The organism is Enterobacter cloacae complex sp. P12RS (assembly GCF_014895875.1).
GTDB lineage: Bacteria > Pseudomonadota > Gammaproteobacteria > Enterobacterales > Enterobacteriaceae > Enterobacter > Enterobacter bugandensis.
In genome coordinates this window covers 1-17,684 of record NZ_JADBQO010000035.1, presented here as the reverse complement: position 1 = coordinate 17,684, position 17,684 = coordinate 1, and the positions used below count along the sequence as shown (strand labels likewise).

Sequence of the window (17,684 nt, the reverse complement as noted above, 5' to 3'; positions counted from 1 at the left end):
CGTGGGAGAGCGGGGTGAGGGCATCAGCCCGCACCAGAACACGACTTATGCGTTTTTCAGCACTTCGCTGACAATCTCTACCGCTTCTTTCTCAATCTGCTGGCGATGCTCAGCGCCGAGGAAGCTTTCGCAATAGATCTTGTACGCATCTTCCGTACCGGACGGACGCGCGGCGAACCAGCCATTTTCGGTCATCACTTTCAGGCCGCCGATAGACGCACCGTTACCCGGTGCCGCCGTCAGACGCGCGGTGATCGGATCGCCTGCCAGGGTGCTTGCGCTGACCATCTCCGGAGAGAGTTTGGACAGAGCCGCTTTCTGGGCAGAGGTCGCGCCAGCCTGAATACGGTTATAGCTTGGTGCACCAAAGCGTGCAGCCAGCTCGTTGTAGTGTTCCTGCGGGTTTTTACCGGTGACCGCGGTGATTTCCGCCGCCAGCAGGCACATGATGATGCCGTCTTTATCGGTTGACCACGGGGTGCCGTCGAAACGCAGGAAGGACGCGCCTGCGCTCTCTTCGCCGCCGAAGCCAAAGCTGCCGTCGTGCAGACCGTCAACGAACCACTTGAAGCCTACCGGCACTTCCACCAGCTTGCGGCCCAGCGCGTCCACCACGCGGTCGATCATCGCAGAAGAGACCAGCGTTTTACCGACAGCCACCTCTTTGCCCCACTGCGGACGGTGCTGGAACAGGTAGTTGATTGCAACAGCCAGATAGTGGTTCGGATTCATCAGCCCGGCAGGGGTGACGATGCCGTGACGGTCATAGTCCGGGTCGTTAGCAAACGCCAGGTCGAATTTATCGCGCAGCGCCAGCAGGCCCGCCATCGCGCATTCGGAGGAGCAGTCCATACGGATCGCGCCGTCTTTGTCCAGGTGCATAAAGCGGAAGGTCTGATCGACGTGATCGTTCACGATGGTCAGATCCAGCTTGTAGTGCTCGGCGATGAGCTTCCAGTACTCAATACCGGAGCCGCCCAGCGGATCCACGCCCAGCTTCAGGCCGGCTTTCTGAATCGCCGCCATATCGACGATATCCGCCAGCCCTTCCACAAACGGCTGAACCAGATCCTGCTCTTTCACGTGGCCGGAGGCCATCGCCTCATCAAGAGAAATACGTTTAACGCCTTTCAGACCGTCGGCCAGCAGCGCGTTTGCACGATCTTCCACCACTTTGGTGACGTTAGTGTCAGCCGGGCCGCCGTTAGGCGGGTTGTATTTGATACCACCGTCTTCCGGCGGGTTGTGGGATGGCGTGATGACGATACCGTCAGCCTGCGCGCCACCTTTTTTATTGTGCACAAGGATCGCGTTTGATACCGCCGGTGTTGGAGTAAACCCATTGTTCTCCTGAACAATCACGTCCACACCGTTCGCCGCCAGCACTTCCAGCACGGAAATAAACGCCGGTTCAGACAGCGCATGGGTATCTTTGCCCACGTAGCACGGACCGGTAACGCCGTTTTTAGCGCGCTCTTCCGCAATGGCCTGAGCAATGGCCAGAATGTGCGGTTCGTTAAAGCTGTGGCGCGCCGCGCTGCCGCGGTGACCAGATGTACCAAACTTCACTGCGTGTTCTGCGTTGCCCACGACCGGTTTCAGCACGTAATACTGCGCGGTCAGCTGAGCGACGTTAATCAAATCGCTTTGTTGTGCAGGTTGGCCTGCACGGCTGTGATTTGCCATTACCGGGTCCTTATGATGCAAGGGTTAAATTGTACCGCAAACCTTTTCAATCAATTCCGCCGGGAACTGCATGGACTGCATGATGTGTTCAATCATGCTGCACTTGCGGCCCGTATTGGTATTGGTGATCACCCAGTACGGAGTGCCAGGGACATGTTTAGGTTTGGTTTGATTGCCATTTTGCAGCAGCGTCTGCTCGTCGCCCGCGAAATAGACGCGGGTACGGCCGTGCAGCGACTCGGTCGCTTCAGCAAACGCTTTGTTATCCAGGGAGTAAAGTGTAGACAGCACCAGCATAAAACGGTTAACCGCCTTTTTCTGCTCCGCATATTCGTCGGAGAGCAGCAGTTCGCGCATCGCGCGCACTTTATCTTTTACCGGCGTCACGGCAGGTTTTGCTTGTACAGCAACGCTCGGCTGAGACACGACATCTTTGGTAACTGGGGTGGCAGGCTGTGAAGCGGCGGAAATTTTAAGCATGCGCCGTAAAATGTCGGACGCGCTCTCCCCGATATGCCGCGTCTGGCTGGCAATATACTGATAGAGTTCGTCATCAACTTCGATTGTTTTCATCTTAATCCAGTGCGATATCTTATCTGAATACAAGTCATTGGGATTATAAGGTCAAATCCCAACAGCGGATAGCGTCAAACCAGGTTGGCGGCAAAAGTCAGATTAAACTGGAACCTTGCAGCCGGGCGGCAGAATGGTCAACATGATACCCTAACCTGACATACGTAAAAAAAGAACTTTGCCATGAAATTGAATACCCGAGCGCAAACTGCACAATCGCCGAACAATAATTCCCCCATCGTGCTGGTTCATGGACTTTTTGGCAGCCTGGATAACCTGGGCGTGCTGGCCCGCGATTTGGTTACCGATCACGATATTTTACAGGTCGATATGCGCAACCACGGGCTTTCCGGTCGCTCAGACGAGATGACCTATGCGGCAATGGCGCAGGATCTGCTGGATACGCTGGACGCGCACAACCTGCAGAAGGTGACCCTCATCGGGCATTCAATGGGCGGTAAAGCGGTTATGGCCCTCACCGCGCTGGCACCAGAGCGAATTTCCGGGCTTGTCGTGATTGACGTTGCGCCTGTGGATTACGACGTTCGCCGTCACGATGAGATTTTCGCGGCGATCAATGCCGTAACCGAAGCTGGCGTTTCCACTCGTCAGCAGGCGGCAGCGGTTATGCGTGAGCATCTTGATGAAGAAGGCGTGGTGCAGTTCCTTTTGAAGTCGTTTGTTGACGGGCTGTGGCGTTTTAACGTGCCGGTGCTGTGGGACCAGTACAACAATATCGTGGGCTGGGAAACCGTTCCCGCCTGGCCGCATCCTGCCCTCTTTATTCGCGGCGGTAACTCTCCTTATATTACCGACGCGTACCGCGACACGCTGCTGGCACAATTCCCGCAGGCGCGCGCCCACGTCATTGCCGGTGCCGGACACTGGGTGCATGCGGAAAAACCGGATGCTGTACTGCGCGCCATTCGCCGCTATCTCGCTGATACTGCAAATTGATTAAAAAGAGAGCGACTGGAAGATGACGGGCTTCCAGTCGTTGGCGTGCCGTTTTTGGTGATGTATGATGGCGCGCTTATCGCCCGGGCTTTAGCAGGGCGGCGTGTTTCCCCCGAAGTCTCATAATCATGGCCAAAGAACAAACGGACCGTACGACACTAGATCTGTTCGCGAATGAGCGTCGACCGGGACGACCGAAAACGAATCCGCTTTCGCGCGATGAACAGCTGCGTATCAATAAACGCAATCAGCTTAAACGCGATAAAAATCGTGGGCTTAAGCGTGTCGAACTGAAGCTCAACGCCGACGCGGTCGATGCGCTTAACGAGCTGGCAGAGGCGCGTAATATCAGCCGCAGCGAGCTTATTGAAGAGATGCTCATCGCCCAACTTGAGACGCTGCGCAGCCAGGCATAAGTCTGAAAAACCCCTTTATCGCCCTTTTCATGTAGCACAGAGTGCAGTCCTGCGCGATAGCGGTTTCCGCAGGGTTGCCAGTTCTGCTATTATTGCCCTTATCCGTGGCCGAATTGCGCCACCATACCATTAAGTTTCAAGAGGTTATTTTACTCATGGCAATCATCGGCATTTTCTTCGGCAGTGATACCGGCAATACCGAAAATATCGCAAAAAACATTCAGAAACAGCTCGGTAAAGACGTTGCTGATGTGCATGACATCGCCAAGAGCAGCAAAGAAGATCTCGAGGGCTATGACATTCTGCTGCTGGGTATTCCAACCTGGTACTATGGTGAAGCCCAGTGCGACTGGGACGATTTCTTCCCGACGCTGGAAGAGGTGGACTTCAACGGCAAGCTGGTTGCCCTGTTCGGTTGTGGCGATCAGGAAGATTACGCCGAGTACTTCTGTGATGCGCTGGGGACGATTCGCGACATCATTGAGCCTAATGGCGCGGTTATTGTTGGCCACTGGCCGACTGCCGGTTACCACTTCGAAGCCTCTAAAGGCCTGGCCGATGACGATCATTTTGTCGGACTTGCCATTGACGAAGACCGTCAGCCAGAACTGACCGCAGAGCGTGTAGAGAAGTGGGTTAAGCAGATCCGCGAAGAACTGCATCTGGACGATATTCTCAACGCCTGATTTTTTACGGCGCAACGCGGGTTGCGCCCCTTTTCCAGGTAAAACCGATTAAATTAATTGCTACAAACTTTTAACTTTTTCGCCCAGACCTGTACAATGTCTCCCTGGCAAAATGTGGTTTCCATTGAGCAAGTTTGTAGGTGATACCACGTTTTTATAAGCATACTTTGCCTGAGACTTGCAGTTTTCATTTAGGCATGGCAGTTCTATAATGAGACGCATTATCCCAGGTGCATTTTCTGTCACTTCCCAGAGAAGTGAATCGTTTAGCAACAGGACAGATTCCGCATGACTGACAACAATACCGCATTAAAGAAGGCTGGCCTGAAAGTAACGCTTCCTCGGTTAAAAATCCTGGAAGTGCTTCAGGGTCCAGACAATCACCATGTCAGTGCGGAAGACCTTTATAAACGTCTTATCGACATGGGTGAAGAGATTGGGCTGGCCACCGTATATCGCGTGCTGAACCAGTTTGATGACGCGGGCATTGTTACCCGTCATAATTTCGAAGGCGGTAAATCTGTATTCGAACTGACCCAGCAGCATCACCACGATCACCTGATCTGCCTCGATTGCGGCAAGGTCATTGAATTTAGCGATGATTCCATCGAAGCGCGTCAGCGTGAAATCGCAGCTCGTCATGGCATTCGCCTGACCAACCACAGCCTGTACCTTTACGGTCACTGCGCTGAAGGGGATTGCCGCGAGAATGAACACGCTCACGACACAAAATAAGTTAGCGTTCATACTCTGAGCCAGCCGTAAGGTTGGCTTTTTTTTGCCTGAAAAAAGCCCGGTAAGCAAAGTGCCACCGGGCGTAGATCAACTCATTTGTTGTTATTGCGTATCTCGTTCCAGATTTTATCGCAACGCTTCGCCACTTCCTGATCGTTACCGGTTTTACGTGCCTGGATGCAGGCTTGATAATCCATCACGCGAACATTCTCCTGCGTCGCGAACGCCTCATGCGCTTTCTCTTTCTTTAACACATTTAGCACGCTCTGGCAGGCTTCAATCTTCTCAGGCGATCCTTCCGCGGTATTAATACAGGCGCTATACGCCTCCTTCAGACGGGCGTCCTCTTTCGGCGCCTGAGTCTGAACACACGCCACCAGCCCTGATGCCATCAGCGCGACGATTACGATTTTTTTCATCATGTGCAGTCTCCAGACCGGCGGGACTCAGCCCGCCGGTGTGCTCATCAGAAGATGGTGAATGGGGCGATAACCATGAATTTGACGTCACGTTCATCCTGGAAGATGTTGCCGTAACCGCCCGCATAGCTTGGGATATCGGAGTGGTTGTCATACTGCGTGAAGTGCAGCTTGAACATCGTGCCTTTCGCGCGGCCATCCTGCAGGGTGTAGATAGCATCCAGGCTGTAGGAGGACTCTTTCAGGCGATAGTTTGGATCGTAGTACGCATCCGGCGTCGCCATGTCTGCTGGTTTTGCATCCCAGGCGTAAGCGTAAGAAGCGCCCACCGCCCAGCCCGGCAGGTTCCAGTTTTTCAGGTCATACATGGCGCCGAAGAAGACCGCTTTCTCGCCGTCGGCGTTGAAGTCTGAGCGGTTATCCCACCAGATATCCAGACGACCGTTGGATGAGGCATAGGTCGGCGTCATACGCTGCAGGAAGTAGCCCTGCTGCCCTTCCGCCTTCACCCACGTGCCTTCCAGACGCAAATCAACCTGACCGACCTTGTAGCCGAAGGTTAACGCCTGCAGCCACGCGGTGCCGTTATAAATGTCATTTACGCTGCCATCGCTGACCTTATCGCGCGTACCGTAGAACTGGTAGCTGGTGCTCAGCGGACTACCGGCGATATCAAATTTGTAGCTGGCTTTAGCAAAATACTGATCGATATAGCCTTCCGCCTGACCAAATGCGGCTTCCAGAACCAGATCGTTTTTGAAATCGTACTTCGCGCCCAGCGAGTGGAGGTAATCGACTTTGGTTTTCTTATCGTTCTGGTAGAACTTGTCCATCTCAATGTGCCACGGTGCTTTGTACTCGTTGGTCCACATATAGGAGAAGCTCAACGCACCTGCATCACCATAGTCAAAGTTAGCCCCGGCTTCTGCCCCCTGATAGGTACCAGGCATAAAGCTCCAGTGCGGCGCTAACAGCGTCTGGCCGGTTGGCTGAATATAGCCCCCACGCGCCCATACCGGGCCGTATTTGAATTTCGCTGCGGCCTTATAAAGGCTGATACCGCTTTTATCCCCTGACCAGTCTTCGTCATAGGCTTTATTGCTGGAGGAGAAGGCAATTTCGTTCGGGTGGCCGCTGTCGCCATTTTCAGCCATTTCAATCGCCGTAAACGCGGCAATATCCAGACCGAACATATCGGCGGCGTAGCCTGACTGGAAGTCCAGGTTGGCGTTCCAGGTAGAGTGAGAGAGGTTGGTTTTGTATTTATCTTCTGTGACATCTTTACGGTCACGTTCACGCTGCCAGTAATAAATACCACCAGTGAGGGTAGAATCTTCGATGAAACCTGCTGCTTTTGCCTCTGGTGTCACCACCAGGCCCGACATTGCTGTCACACCGGCAATAGCCAGCGCCGGCGCACTACGTTTGCCACTGAACGTACGCATAGATTATTCCTCTTTGACGAATTAAAACGCCTTAAACGGCGAAAATATAAAAGACCAAAAGGCCAGGGGTAGTTATAAATACCCTCGAATTAACTACCGTCTTTAGGTTATTTTTCGCGACGCGAATTATCAATGCTTTTCATTGGGCAAAAGTCAGGATTATGACGAAGTGCACATAATTGGTAGTGCTTTGTAACATTTGGCCGGATGCGAGGTGTGGCGGGGGTAGAGCAGGTAATTTCGGCGTATCAGATCGTAATAAAACCCGTATTTGTCTTAATTCTCTTTTTTATGAAACAGACAAACTTTTTTTAGAAAAATAAGTAGCACAGCATTGACCAAAAATTTTAGCTGGCCTAATTACGGGCCTACTTTAACGATATGATCATTAAATAAAAAAACGCCGCTATAAGCGGCGTTTGTTTCTCATTGACCAGTGCAACGTTATTATTCGCCGATCTTGGTCCAGGTATCACGCAGACCTACGGTACGGTTAAATACCGGTTTTTCTGCCGTGCTGTAACGGCTGTCCAGGCAGAAGTAACCTTCACGTTCGAACTGGAACGCTTTGCCCGCTTCAGCGGCTTTAAGCGATGGCTCCGCATAACCTTGCTTGATCACCAGAGATTCCGGGTTGATGGTCGCCAGGAAGTCTTCAGCCGCACCCGGGTTAGGTACGCTAAACAGACGATCGTACAGACGAATTTCTACCGGCAGCGCGTGGGAAGCGCTCACCCAGTGGATCACGCCTTTCACCTTGCGGCCGTCTGCCGGATCTTTGCTCAGCGTCTCAGCATCGTACGAACAGAAGATGGTGGTAATGTTACCTTCAGCATCTTTCTCTACGCGCTCGGCTTTGATGACGTAGGCGTTACGCAGACGAACTTCTTTACCCAACACCAGACGCTTGTACTGCTTATTGGCTTCTTCACGGAAGTCAGCACGGTCGATCCAGATCTCACCGCTGAACGGCACGTCGCGGCTTCCCATTTCCGGTTTATTCGGATGGTTAGGCATAGAGACCAGCTCGCTTCCACCCTGCGGGTAATTTTCAATAACCAGTTTCACCGGATCGATAACAGCCATCGCGCGCGGGGCGTTTTCGTTAAGATCTTCACGAATGCAGGATTCCAGAGACGCCATTTCGATGGTGTTGTCCTGCTTGGTCACGCCGATACGTTTGCAGAACTCACGAATAGAAGCGGCAGTGTAACCACGACGACGCAGGCCGGAGATGGTCGGCATGCGCGGGTCGTCCCAGCCTTCAACGTGCTTGTCGGTCACCAGCAGGTTCAGCTTACGCTTGGACATCACGGTGTATTCCAGATTCAGACGAGAGAACTCGTACTGACGCGGATGCACAGGAATGGTGATGTTATCCAGCACCCAGTCGTACAGACGACGGTTATCCTGGAACTCCAGCGTACACAGCGAGTGCGTAATCCCTTCCAGCGCATCGCTGATGCAGTGGGTGAAGTCGTACATCGGGTAGATGCACCACTTGTTGCCGGTCTGGTGGTGTTCTGCGAACTTAATGCGGTACAGCACCGGATCGCGCATCACGATAAACGGCGACGCCATATCGATTTTGGCACGCAGGCACGCTTTACCTTCTTCGAAGCCACCGGCACGCATTTTTTCAAACAGCGCCAGGTTCTCTTCCACGCTGCGATCGCGGAACGGGCTGTTTTTGCCTGGTGCAGTCAGCGTACCGCGATACTCGCGGATTTCGTCCGCAGACAGCTCGTCAACGTATGCCAGACCTTTGTTGATCAGCTCCACCGCGTAGGCATACAGCTGATCAAAATAGTCAGAGGAGTAGCAGATATCGCCAGACCAGTTGAAGCCCAGCCATTGCACGTCGTTTTTAATGGACTCAACGTATTCGATGTCTTCTTTTACTGGGTTGGTGTCATCGAAACGCAGGTTGCACTGCCCCTGGTAGTCTTGCGCAATGCCAAAGTTCAGGCAGATCGATTTCGCGTGGCCAATGTGCAGGTAGCCGTTCGGCTCCGGCGGGAAACGCGTATGTACCGTGGTGTGCTTACCACTGGCCAGATCTTCATCGATGATCTGACGAATAAAGTTACTCGGGCGGGCTTCTGCCTCACTCATCGTGGATTCCTCAAAGCGTAAACAACGTATAACGGCGTATGATCTTATAAGCCGGACGTAGTGACAACCCTTAGTTACGGAAAATACGTATCAGATGAAAATAATGGGGGCGTTTGCTGTAAAAAAAGCGGCGGAGGATATCCCCCGCCGCTTAAGGCATGACTCTACTCAGGAGCGATTACTTGCCTTTAATCTCATACAGCGGTGTCTGACCCGCAACCACCTGACCTTTCGCCTGGAGTACCAGACCGCTAAAGTCGTCGATGTTGCTGCACACGACCGGACTAATCATCGAGCGCGCGTTGGCGTTCAGGAAGTCCAGATCCATTTCCAGAATCGGCTGACCTGCCACCACTTCGGCCCCCTCTTCCACCAGGCGAGTAAAGCCCTGACCGTTCAGCGCTACGGTATCGATCCCCATATGGACAACGATCTCCGCGCCTTTTTCGGTTTCGAGGCAGAACGCGTGGTTGGTGTTGAAGATTTTCACGATGGTGCCTGCCGCCGGAGACACAACGGTTTTGTCCGTTGGTTTCACCGCCACGCCGTCACCGACCGCTTTGCTGGCGAACGCTTCGTCAGGCACCTGCTCAAGGTCAACCACGTCACCCGTTACCGGAGAGACCAGCGTGGCCACCGTCACGGCGTTCGGCACGGCCTGCGGCTTAGCAACTGGCGCAGCCGTCGACGCAGGCGCGCTGTCGGCTGATGCCGCCGCGACCGGGCCACGGGCAACCACTTTCTTCATTTCGTCGCCAATGGATTCCGCTTTGGCGCCTACGATAACCTGGATAGTTTGTTTGTTCAGTTTAACCACGCCCGATGCACCAAGGCGTTTACACATTGCGTCGCTTACGCGCGCCGAGTCACCCACCGTCAGACGCAGACGGGTGATACAGGCATCAATCGCTTTCAGGTTGTCAGTCCCACCGACGGCAGCGATATAGCTGGTCGCCAGCTGAGTCAGACCCTCTTCGGTATTGCTGTTGGCTTCGTTGGTGACCACTTCGTCTTTGGTATCTTCGCGGCCTGGTGTTTTGAGGTTAAACATACGAATAACCGCAGTGAACAGCACGAAGTAGATGACGAAGAAGACCAGACCCATTACCACCAGCATCCAGACGTTCTTGCTTGCCGCCGGCAGGTTGTACATCAACACGTAGTCGATCGCGCCTGCAGAGAAGGAGAAGCCAGCATGGATGCCCAGCAGGGTCGCCACAAACAGGCTGATACCGGTAAGCACCGCATGCATGAGGTACAGCACCGGCGCCAGGAACATGAACAGGAATTCCAGCGGCTCGGTTACACCGGTCAGGAAGGCGGTAATCGCAACGGACAGCAGCATGCCGCCAACCATTGGGCGACGCGCTTTTGGCGCAGCCAGGTACATTGCCAGTGCAGCGCCCGGCAGACCAAACATCATGATTGGGAAGAAGCCAGACATGAACATACCCGCGGTGCCGTCACCCGCATAGAAGCGGTTGATGTCGCCGTGGAATACAGTGCCCGCAGCATTGGTGAACTCACCAATCTGGAACCAGGCGATGGTGTTCAGCACCTGATGCAGACCGGTTGGGATCAGCAGACGGTTGATAAAACCAAAGATACCTGAGCCCACTGCACCCGCTGAAACAATCCACTCGCCGCCCGCATGGATAGCATGCTGCACCGGCGGCCAGACGTAGCCAAAGATAGCTGCCAGGATCAGACAGAAAAAGCCCGTCGCAATTGGCACAAAACGTTTACCGCCGAAGAAGCTCAGGAAGTCAGGCAGTTTGATACCCGCCCAGCGGTTGTACACGGCACCACCGACCAGACCGGTAATGATACCCGCCAGTACACCCATGTTGATTTCCGGGTTGATGGTTACCATCGCTTTCGTGAGGATGAAGTAACCTACCGCCCCTGCCAGTGCCGCAGCACCGGCGCTGTCTTTTGACCAGCTTGACGCCACGCCGATGGCGAAAATCAGCGCAAGGTTGTCAAAAATGGCGCCGCCTGCCTGGGCAATAAACGGCACGTTAAGAAGATCGGGTTGCCCGAATCGCAGCAGCAACGCTGCAACCGGTAGCACGGCGATAGGGAGCTGCAAAGCCCTACCGAGGCGCTGGAAAAAACCTAAAATATTCATCCTATTCCCCCTACGAGACCCATTATTAAGACTCGCGCATAAACTATGTTTTTATTGTGTCACGAACGATAGATACAGTTGATGATTCACTGGCAGTCTGAGTGTGTGAAAAATTAATTCGTATCGCAAATTAAACACCTATTTTTTGTGATTATTGTCACCAAATATCGTATTCCCTCCTCCCTTTCACTGGCTAACAGCCAAAACTTATTTTATCATTCAAAAAATCAAGACGGATTGATCCGGCCTGAAAGGTTCCAGGTTACGCTTAAGCATCAGGTTCCGATACCCATCCGCCCACTCTTCTACTTAAACTTTGAGGTGAACAATGAGACTGATTCCCCTGGCAACTGCTGAACAAGTCGGTAAATGGGCCGCTCGCCATATCGTTAACCGTATTAATGCCTTCAAGCCTACTGCCGATCGTCCCTTCGTTCTTGGCCTTCCAACCGGTGGTACCCCACTGACCGCGTACAAAGCGCTGGTTGAAATGCATAAAGCGGGCCAGGTTAGCTTTAAACACGTTGTGACCTTCAACATGGACGAATATGTCGGCCTGCCAAAGGAGCATCCTGAAAGCTACCATAGCTTCATGCACCGCAATTTCTTTGATCACGTTGATATCCCAGCTGAAAATATTAACCTGCTGAATGGAAATGCGCCTGATATTGACGCAGAATGCCGTCAGTACGAAGAAAAAATCCGTTCTTACGGTAAAATCCACCTGTTCATGGGTGGCGTGGGCAACGATGGTCATATCGCGTTTAACGAACCAGCCTCTTCTCTGGCTTCCCGTACCCGTATTAAAACGCTGACCCATGACACTCGCGTGGCAAACTCCCGCTTCTTTGACGGTGACGTGAACCAGGTTCCAAAATACGCCCTGACCGTTGGCGTAGGCACCCTGCTGGATGCCGAAGAGGTGATGATTCTGGTACTGGGCGGCGTGAAAGCGCAGGCGCTCCAGGCAGCCGTTGAAGGCAACGTTAACCACATGTGGACCATCAGCTGCCTGCAGCTGCATCCAAAATCAGTCATCGTCTGCGACGAACCGTCCACGATGGAGCTGAAGGTGAAAACGCTGAAATACTTCAACGAGTTAGAAGCTGAGAACATCAAAGGTCTGTAATTGAATAACCGCCTCTTCTGTCAGAGGCGGTCGCTTTTTTTAACCGGGGGTCGATATGTACGCTTTAACCCACGGTCGGATTTATACCGGCCATGAAATTCTGGATGACCATGCGATTGTTATCGCCAATGGCCTGATTGAACGTGTTTGCCCGCTGGCGGAACTGCCGCCGGAGATAGAACAGCGCTCACTCAATGGAGCAGTAATCTCCCCCGGTTTCATCGACGTACAGCTTAACGGCTGCGGCGGTGTGCAGTTCAATGACACCGCCGAGGCGGTGACGGTTGAAACGCTGGAAATCATGCAGAAAGCTAACGAGAAATCAGGCTGCACCAGCTATCTGCCGACGCTCATCACCAGCAGTGATGACCTGATGAAACAGGGTATCCGCGTGATGCGCGAATACCTCGCCAAACACCCGAACCAGGCGCTGGGTCTGCATCTGGAAGGGCCATGGCTGAACATAGTGAAAAAAGGCACGCATAACCCGGATTACGTGCGCAAGCCGGATGCTGAACTGGTCGACTACATGTGTGCCAATGCTGATGTGATCGCTAAAGTGACGCTGGCGCCTGAAATGACCGGTACTGAGGTCATCAGCAAACTGGCTGCCGCCGGGATTGTGGTTTCAGCAGGTCACTCAAACGCCACGCTGAAAGAAGCCAAAGCGGGCTTCCGTGCCGGCATTACCTTTGCGACCCACCTTTACAACGCCATGCCGTATATTACCGGCCGTGAACCGGGTCTGGTCGGGGCGATTCTCGACGAACCAGACGTCTACTGCGGCATTATCGCTGATGGCATGCACGTTGATTACACCAACATTCGCAACGCCAAACGGCTGAAAGGTGACAAGCTCTGCCTGGTCACCGATGCCACCGCGCCAGCAGGTGCAAATATTGAGCAGTTCATTTTTGCTGGTAAAACAATATACTACCGCAATGGACTGTGTGTGGATGAAAACGGTACGCTGAGTGGCTCCTCTTTGACCATGATTGAAGGGGTGCGTAATCTGGTGGAGCATTGTGGGATTGCGCTTGATGAAGTCCTGCGTATGGCCACCCTTTATCCAGCTCGCGCTATCGGCGTGGATAAACAGCTCGGCGGAATTGCACTAGGTATGGTTGCAAACCTGACGGCATTCACACACGATTATAAAATTATTAAGACCATCGTTAATGGTAACGAGGTCGTCACTGAGTAAGTAAAAGTATGACACCAGGCGGACAAGCTCAAATCGGTAATGTCGATCTCGTTAAACAACTTAACAGTGCGGCGGTTTATCGCCTGATTGACCAACATGGTCCAATCTCGCGGATCCAGATAGCCGAACAAAGCCAGCTTGCTCCCGCCAGCGTGACAAAAATTACCCGCCAGCTCATTGAGCGCGGTTTGATCAAAGAAGTCGATCAGCAGGCCTCCACCGGGGGCCGCCGCGCCATCTCCATCATTACCGAAACCCGCAACTTTCAGGCCATTGGCGTCCGGCTTGGTCGTCATGACACCACGCTCACGCTGTACGATTTGAGCAGCAAAGCCATTGCGGAAGAGCACTACCCACTGCCCGAGCGCACCCAGGAGACGCTGGAACACGCGCTGCTGAATACTATCGCGCACTTTATTGAAAGCTGTCAGCGCAAGATCCGCGAACTGATCGCCATCTCCGTCATTCTGCCGGGCCTGGTCGACCCGGAAAGCGGTGTGATCCGATACATGCCGCATATTCAGGTTGAGAACTGGGCGCTGGTCGACGCGCTGGAAAAACGCTTTAAGGTGACCTGCTTTGTCGGCCATGATATTCGATCTTTAGCGCTGGCTGAGCACTACTTTGGTGCGAGTCAGGACTGTGAAGACTCTATTCTGGTGCGCGTACACCGCGGTACGGGCGCAGGCATTATCTCCAATGGCCGTATTTTTATTGGTCGTAACGGTAACGTTGGCGAGATCGGCCACATCCAGGTTGAACCGCTCGGCGAACGCTGCCACTGCGGCAACTTCGGCTGCCTTGAAACCATCGCCGCCAACACGGCCATCGAGCAGCGCGTTCGCCACCTGCTTGAGCAGGGTTATCAAAGCCGCGTCACGCTGGACGATTGCAAGATAGGCACCATCTGCAAAGCCGCCAATAAAGGCGACGCGCTGGCCTGTGAGGTGATCGAGCAGGTAGGTCGCCATCTGGGGAAAACCATCGCCATCGCCATTAACCTGTTTAACCCGCAGAAAGTGGTGATCGCCGGAGAGATTGTTGAAGCGGAAAAGGTGCTGCTGCCCGCCATCGAAGGCTGTATCAACACCCAGGCGCTGAAAGCATTCCGACAGAACCTCCCGGTGGTTCGTTCGAAGCTTGACCATCGCTCGGCGATTGGCGCGTTTGCGCTGGTCAAGCGCGCCATGCTCAACGGGATCCTGCTCCAGCATTTGCTGGAATCCTGATCGGACCTTATAGTAACGCCTTCTTTTTTTGATGTCGGAATGTCCATGACCATTAAGAATGTAATTTGTGATATCGACGGCGTGCTGATGCACGACAACGTTGCCGTGCCGGGTGCTGCGGAGTTTCTTCACCGCATCATCGACAAAGGAATGCCACTGGTTCTACTCACGAACTACCCTTCCCAAACCGGTCAGGATCTGGCGAATCGCTTTGCCACCGCAGGCGTCGACGTGCCGGACAGCGTGTTTTATACCTCCGCAATGGCAACGGCGGATTTCCTGAAGCGTCAGGAAGGAAAAAAAGCCTACGTGGTCGGTGAAGGCGCGCTGATCCACGAACTGTATAAAGCAGGCTTTACCATTACCGATGTGAACCCGGACTTTGTGATCGTGGGTGAAACGCGCTCCTTTAACTGGGAGATGATGCATAAAGCAGCCTACTTTGTCGCCAATGGTGCGCGTTTTATTGCCACCAACCCGGATACGCACGGCCGTGGTTTCTATCCGGCCTGCGGCGCGCTGTGCGCCGGTATTGAAAAAATCTCGGGCCGTAAGCCTTTTGTTGTCGGCAAACCGAGCCCGTGGATCATCCGCGCCGCGCTGAATACGATGCAGGCACACTCAGAAGAAACCGTCATTGTTGGCGACAACCTGCGCACCGATATTCTGGCTGGCTTCCAGGCGGGGCTTGAAACCATCCTGGTACTTTCTGGCGTCTCGCAGCTTGATGACATCGATACGATGCCCTTCCGACCAAGCTGGATTTACCCCTCTGTCGACGAAATCGACGTTATTTGATTCTGAACCACGTCCCAGGGCGTGGTTTTTCATTTTCAGCTTATACAAACAAAACACCATCTAACAAAAAAACCTTTTCGTTGCATAATCATCAATAAAAGGATGTGTGTCGTACTCTTTTTTCACTATTCCGCAATCACTATTGCACTTTTTCCGTTTTGGCCCGTAAAACCCTTGCGCCCCTCCCCCCTTTTGCGGCATTTTCATAAGCAAGCAACATCACAATGCAACAGGGTTAACGGAGAAGGTTATGTGTTCAATTTTTGGCGTACTGGATATTAAAACTGACGCGGGCGAACTGCGTAAAAAAGCACTCGAATTGTCCCGCCTGATGCGCCATCGCGGCCCGGACTGGTCAGGCGTTTACGCCAGCGACAAAGCGATTCTGGCTCACGAACGTCTGTCTATTGTTGACGTCAACGCCGGTGCACAGCCGCTGTATAACGAGAAAAAAACGCACGCGCTGGCTGTCAACGGTGAGATCTACAACCATCAGGCGCTGCGCGCCGAGTACGGCGACCGTTACGCGTTCCAGACCGGCTCTGACTGTGAAGTGATCCTGGCGCTGTATCAGGAGAAAGGCCCCGAGTTCCTGGACGACCTGCAGGGTATGTTTGCCTTTGCCCTGTACGACAGCGAAAAAGACGCTTACCTGATTGGCCGTGACCATATCGGTATTATCCCGCTGTACATGGGGCACGATGAACACGGCAACTTCTATGTCGCGTCCGAAATGAAAGCCCTGGTTCCGGTCTGCCGCACCATTAAAGAGTTCCCGGCGGGCAGCTATCTGTGGAGCAAAGACGGTGAAATTCGTCCGTACTACCAGCGCGACTGGTTTGACTATGACGCGGTGAAAGACAACGTGACGGATAAAGCCGAGCTGCGTCAGGCGCTGGAAGATTCCGTGAAAAGCCACCTGATGTCAGACGTGCCTTACGGCGTACTGCTCTCCGGCGGTCTGGACTCCTCCGTGATCTCCGCGATCACCAAGAAGTTCGCGGCTCGTCGCGTGGAAGATCAGGAGCGCTCCGAGGCCTGGTGGCCGCAGTTGCACTCCTTTGCCGTGGGCCTGGAAGGGGCACCGGATCTGAAAGCCGCGCAGGAAGTGGCAAACCACCTCGGCACCGTGCACCATGAAATTCACTTCACCGTGCAGGAAGGCCTGGATGCGATCCGCGATGTGATCTATCACATTGAAACCTATGACGTGACCACCATTCGCGCCTCCACGCCGATGTACCTGATGTCGCGTAAGATCAAGGCGATGGGCATCAAGATGGTGCTCTCCGGCGAAGGTTCTGACGAAGTGTTTGGCGGCTACCTGTACTTCCATAAAGCGCCAAACGCCAAAGAGCTGCATGAAGAGACCGTGCGTAAGCTGCAGGCGCTGCATATGTTCGACTGTGCCCGTGCCAACAAAGCGATGTCGGCCTGGGGCGTGGAAGCGCGCGTGCCGTTCCTGGATAAGAAATTCCTCGACGTGGCGATGCGCATCAACCCGCAGGATAAAATGTGCGGCAACGGCAAAATGGAAAAACATATCCTGCGTGAATGTTTTGAATCTTACCTGCCGGCGAGCGTGGCATGGCGTCAGAAAGAGCAGTTCTCTGATGGCGTTGGCTACAGCTGGATCGACACCCTGAAAGAGGTGGCAGCGAAGCAGGTTTCTGACCAACAGCTGGAAACCGCAAGCTTCCGCTTCCCGTACAACACGCCGGGCTCGAAAGAAGCGTACCTCTACCGTGAGATCTTTGAAGAGCTGTTCCCGGTGCCGAGCGCTGCCGAGTGTGTTCCTGGCGGTCCGTCAGTAGCCTGTTCATCCGCAAAAGCCATTGAATGGGATGAATCTTTCAAGGCGATGAACGATCCATCGGGGCGTGCGGTAGGCGTTCACCAGTCCGCCTACAAATAATCACAACGATTTCAAACAGGCCCCTCAGGGGCCTGTTTTTTTTGCCTCACATTTCACCACCAAAAACCGATTAATAACCAATAATTGCCGAATATTCGGCCACGCTGTTCGCAACCTAACCAAACAGTCACATTCCGGCTATTTTCGTTGAAAAAGGTGTTGACGCTGCAAGGGTCTATACGCATAATGCGCCCCGCAACGCCGATAAGGTAACGCGAAAAAAAGATGGCTACGTAGCTCAGTTGG

The 17,684-nt window shown here is 53.5% G+C and carries 15 protein-coding genes and 1 pseudogene; 9 read left to right on the top strand and 7 right to left on the bottom strand.

Annotation, left to right across the window (positions count from 1 at the left end; genetic code table 11):
• Window positions 1-45 precede the first annotated feature (45 nt).
• Complete coding sequence (pgm, locus tag IM284_RS18420; RefSeq protein WP_047367738.1) at window positions 46-1,686, bottom strand: phosphoglucomutase (alpha-D-glucose-1,6-bisphosphate-dependent); 1,641 nt, start codon at window positions 1,684-1,686, stop codon at window positions 46-48.
• Window positions 1,687-1,710: 24 nt separating this feature from the next.
• The gene (gene seqA, locus IM284_RS18415; protein ID WP_041910775.1) at window positions 1,711-2,259 is read right to left on the bottom strand and encodes a replication initiation negative regulator SeqA; all 549 of its coding nucleotides are present in this window, start codon (window positions 2,257-2,259) and stop codon (window positions 1,711-1,713) included.
• A gap of 183 nt (window positions 2,260-2,442) precedes the next feature.
• Between seqA and ybfF the strand changes: the two genes are divergently transcribed.
• The 4 genes from ybfF to fur all read left to right on the top strand — a co-directional run bounded on the left by ybfF (window position 2,443) and on the right by fur (window position 5,053).
• Complete coding sequence (gene ybfF / locus IM284_RS18410) at window positions 2,443-3,216, top strand: esterase (RefSeq protein WP_047367737.1); 774 nt, start codon at window positions 2,443-2,445, stop codon at window positions 3,214-3,216.
• Window positions 3,217-3,344: 128 nt separating this feature from the next.
• Window positions 3,345-3,632 carry a LexA regulated protein gene (gene ybfE / locus IM284_RS18405; protein WP_014883017.1) on the top strand — a complete coding sequence of 96 codons (288 nt, stop codon included), beginning with the start codon at window positions 3,345-3,347 and terminating at the stop codon, window positions 3,630-3,632.
• 155 nt (window positions 3,633-3,787) lie between these two features.
• Window positions 3,788-4,318 carry a flavodoxin FldA gene (fldA, locus tag IM284_RS18400; protein WP_008501067.1) on the top strand — a complete coding sequence of 177 codons (531 nt, stop codon included), beginning with the start codon at window positions 3,788-3,790 and terminating at the stop codon, window positions 4,316-4,318.
• Between the two features lie 288 nt (window positions 4,319-4,606).
• Window positions 4,607-5,053, top strand: a complete 447-nt coding sequence (gene fur, locus IM284_RS18395) for a ferric iron uptake transcriptional regulator (RefSeq protein WP_028012361.1) — start codon at window positions 4,607-4,609, stop codon at window positions 5,051-5,053.
• 92 nt (window positions 5,054-5,145) lie between these two features.
• Here the strand turns inward: fur and chiQ are convergent, their stop codons facing one another.
• From chiQ to nagE, 4 genes are all read right to left on the bottom strand, one after another.
• On the bottom strand, window positions 5,146-5,472 hold the full coding sequence (gene chiQ / locus IM284_RS18390) for a ChiQ/YbfN family lipoprotein (protein WP_028012360.1): 327 nt from the start codon (window positions 5,470-5,472) through the stop codon (window positions 5,146-5,148).
• 47 nt (window positions 5,473-5,519) lie between these two features.
• Window positions 5,520-6,917: a chitoporin gene (gene chiP, locus IM284_RS18385; protein WP_193055860.1), complete on the bottom strand. Its 1,398-nt coding sequence runs from the start codon at window positions 6,915-6,917 to the stop codon at window positions 5,520-5,522.
• 447 nt (window positions 6,918-7,364) lie between these two features.
• Window positions 7,365-9,032: a glutamine--tRNA ligase gene (gene glnS / locus IM284_RS18380; protein WP_041910779.1), complete on the bottom strand. Its 1,668-nt coding sequence runs from the start codon at window positions 9,030-9,032 to the stop codon at window positions 7,365-7,367.
• A 178-nt stretch (window positions 9,033-9,210) separates the two neighbouring features.
• The gene (nagE, locus tag IM284_RS18375) at window positions 9,211-11,163 is read right to left on the bottom strand and encodes a PTS N-acetyl glucosamine transporter subunit IIABC (protein ID WP_047367736.1); all 1,953 of its coding nucleotides are present in this window, start codon (window positions 11,161-11,163) and stop codon (window positions 9,211-9,213) included.
• A 328-nt stretch (window positions 11,164-11,491) separates the two neighbouring features.
• On the opposite strand from nagE, the gene nagB reads away from it, so the two are divergent.
• From nagB to asnB, 5 genes are all read left to right on the top strand, one after another.
• Window positions 11,492-12,292 (top strand): glucosamine-6-phosphate deaminase, encoded by an 801-nt coding sequence (nagB, locus tag IM284_RS18370; RefSeq protein WP_028012356.1) that lies wholly within the window; start codon window positions 11,492-11,494, stop codon window positions 12,290-12,292.
• A gap of 55 nt (window positions 12,293-12,347) precedes the next feature.
• Window positions 12,348-13,496 (top strand): N-acetylglucosamine-6-phosphate deacetylase, encoded by a 1,149-nt coding sequence (gene nagA / locus IM284_RS18365; RefSeq protein WP_193055859.1) that lies wholly within the window; start codon window positions 12,348-12,350, stop codon window positions 13,494-13,496.
• Between the two features lie 8 nt (window positions 13,497-13,504).
• On the top strand, window positions 13,505-14,725 hold the full coding sequence (locus IM284_RS18360) for an N-acetylglucosamine repressor (RefSeq protein WP_028012354.1): 1,221 nt from the start codon (window positions 13,505-13,507) through the stop codon (window positions 14,723-14,725).
• 45 nt (window positions 14,726-14,770) lie between these two features.
• Window positions 14,771-15,523: a ribonucleotide monophosphatase NagD gene (gene nagD / locus IM284_RS18355; RefSeq protein WP_028012353.1), complete on the top strand. Its 753-nt coding sequence runs from the start codon at window positions 14,771-14,773 to the stop codon at window positions 15,521-15,523.
• 250 nt (window positions 15,524-15,773) lie between these two features.
• Entirely contained in the window at window positions 15,774-17,438 is a 1,665-nt protein-coding gene (asnB, locus tag IM284_RS18350) for an asparagine synthase B (protein ID WP_028012352.1), read from the top strand.
• 53 nt (window positions 17,439-17,491) lie between these two features.
• Here the strand turns inward: asnB and IM284_RS23410 are convergent.
• Window positions 17,492-17,684 (bottom strand): annotated as a pseudogene (locus IM284_RS23410) (hypothetical protein); the annotation flags it as partial.

What these genes read in the sequence shown, in the direction of transcription:
- pgm (WP_047367738.1), bottom strand. Translation starts at nt 1,686, where the DNA reads ATGGCAAATCACAGCCGTGCAGGCCAACCTGCACAACAAAGCGATTTG.
- seqA (WP_041910775.1), bottom strand. Translation starts at nt 2,259, where the DNA reads ATGAAAACAATCGAAGTTGATGACGAACTCTATCAGTATATTGCCAGC.
- ybfF (WP_047367737.1), top strand. Translation starts at nt 2,443, where the DNA reads ATGAAATTGAATACCCGAGCGCAAACTGCACAATCGCCGAACAATAAT.
- ybfE (WP_014883017.1), top strand. Translation starts at nt 3,345, where the DNA reads ATGGCCAAAGAACAAACGGACCGTACGACACTAGATCTGTTCGCGAAT.
- fldA (WP_008501067.1), top strand. Translation starts at nt 3,788, where the DNA reads ATGGCAATCATCGGCATTTTCTTCGGCAGTGATACCGGCAATACCGAA.
- fur (WP_028012361.1), top strand. Translation starts at nt 4,607, where the DNA reads ATGACTGACAACAATACCGCATTAAAGAAGGCTGGCCTGAAAGTAACG.
- chiQ (WP_028012360.1), bottom strand. Translation starts at nt 5,472, where the DNA reads ATGAAAAAAATCGTAATCGTCGCGCTGATGGCATCAGGGCTGGTGGCG.
- chiP (WP_193055860.1), bottom strand. Translation starts at nt 6,917, where the DNA reads ATGCGTACGTTCAGTGGCAAACGTAGTGCGCCGGCGCTGGCTATTGCC.
- glnS (WP_041910779.1), bottom strand. Translation starts at nt 9,032, where the DNA reads ATGAGTGAGGCAGAAGCCCGCCCGAGTAACTTTATTCGTCAGATCATC.
- nagE (WP_047367736.1), bottom strand. Translation starts at nt 11,163, where the DNA reads ATGAATATTTTAGGTTTTTTCCAGCGCCTCGGTAGGGCTTTGCAGCTC.
- nagB (WP_028012356.1), top strand. Translation starts at nt 11,492, where the DNA reads ATGAGACTGATTCCCCTGGCAACTGCTGAACAAGTCGGTAAATGGGCC.
- nagA (WP_193055859.1), top strand. Translation starts at nt 12,348, where the DNA reads ATGTACGCTTTAACCCACGGTCGGATTTATACCGGCCATGAAATTCTG.
- IM284_RS18360 (WP_028012354.1), top strand. Translation starts at nt 13,505, where the DNA reads ATGACACCAGGCGGACAAGCTCAAATCGGTAATGTCGATCTCGTTAAA.
- nagD (WP_028012353.1), top strand. Translation starts at nt 14,771, where the DNA reads ATGACCATTAAGAATGTAATTTGTGATATCGACGGCGTGCTGATGCAC.
- asnB (WP_028012352.1), top strand. Translation starts at nt 15,774, where the DNA reads ATGTGTTCAATTTTTGGCGTACTGGATATTAAAACTGACGCGGGCGAA.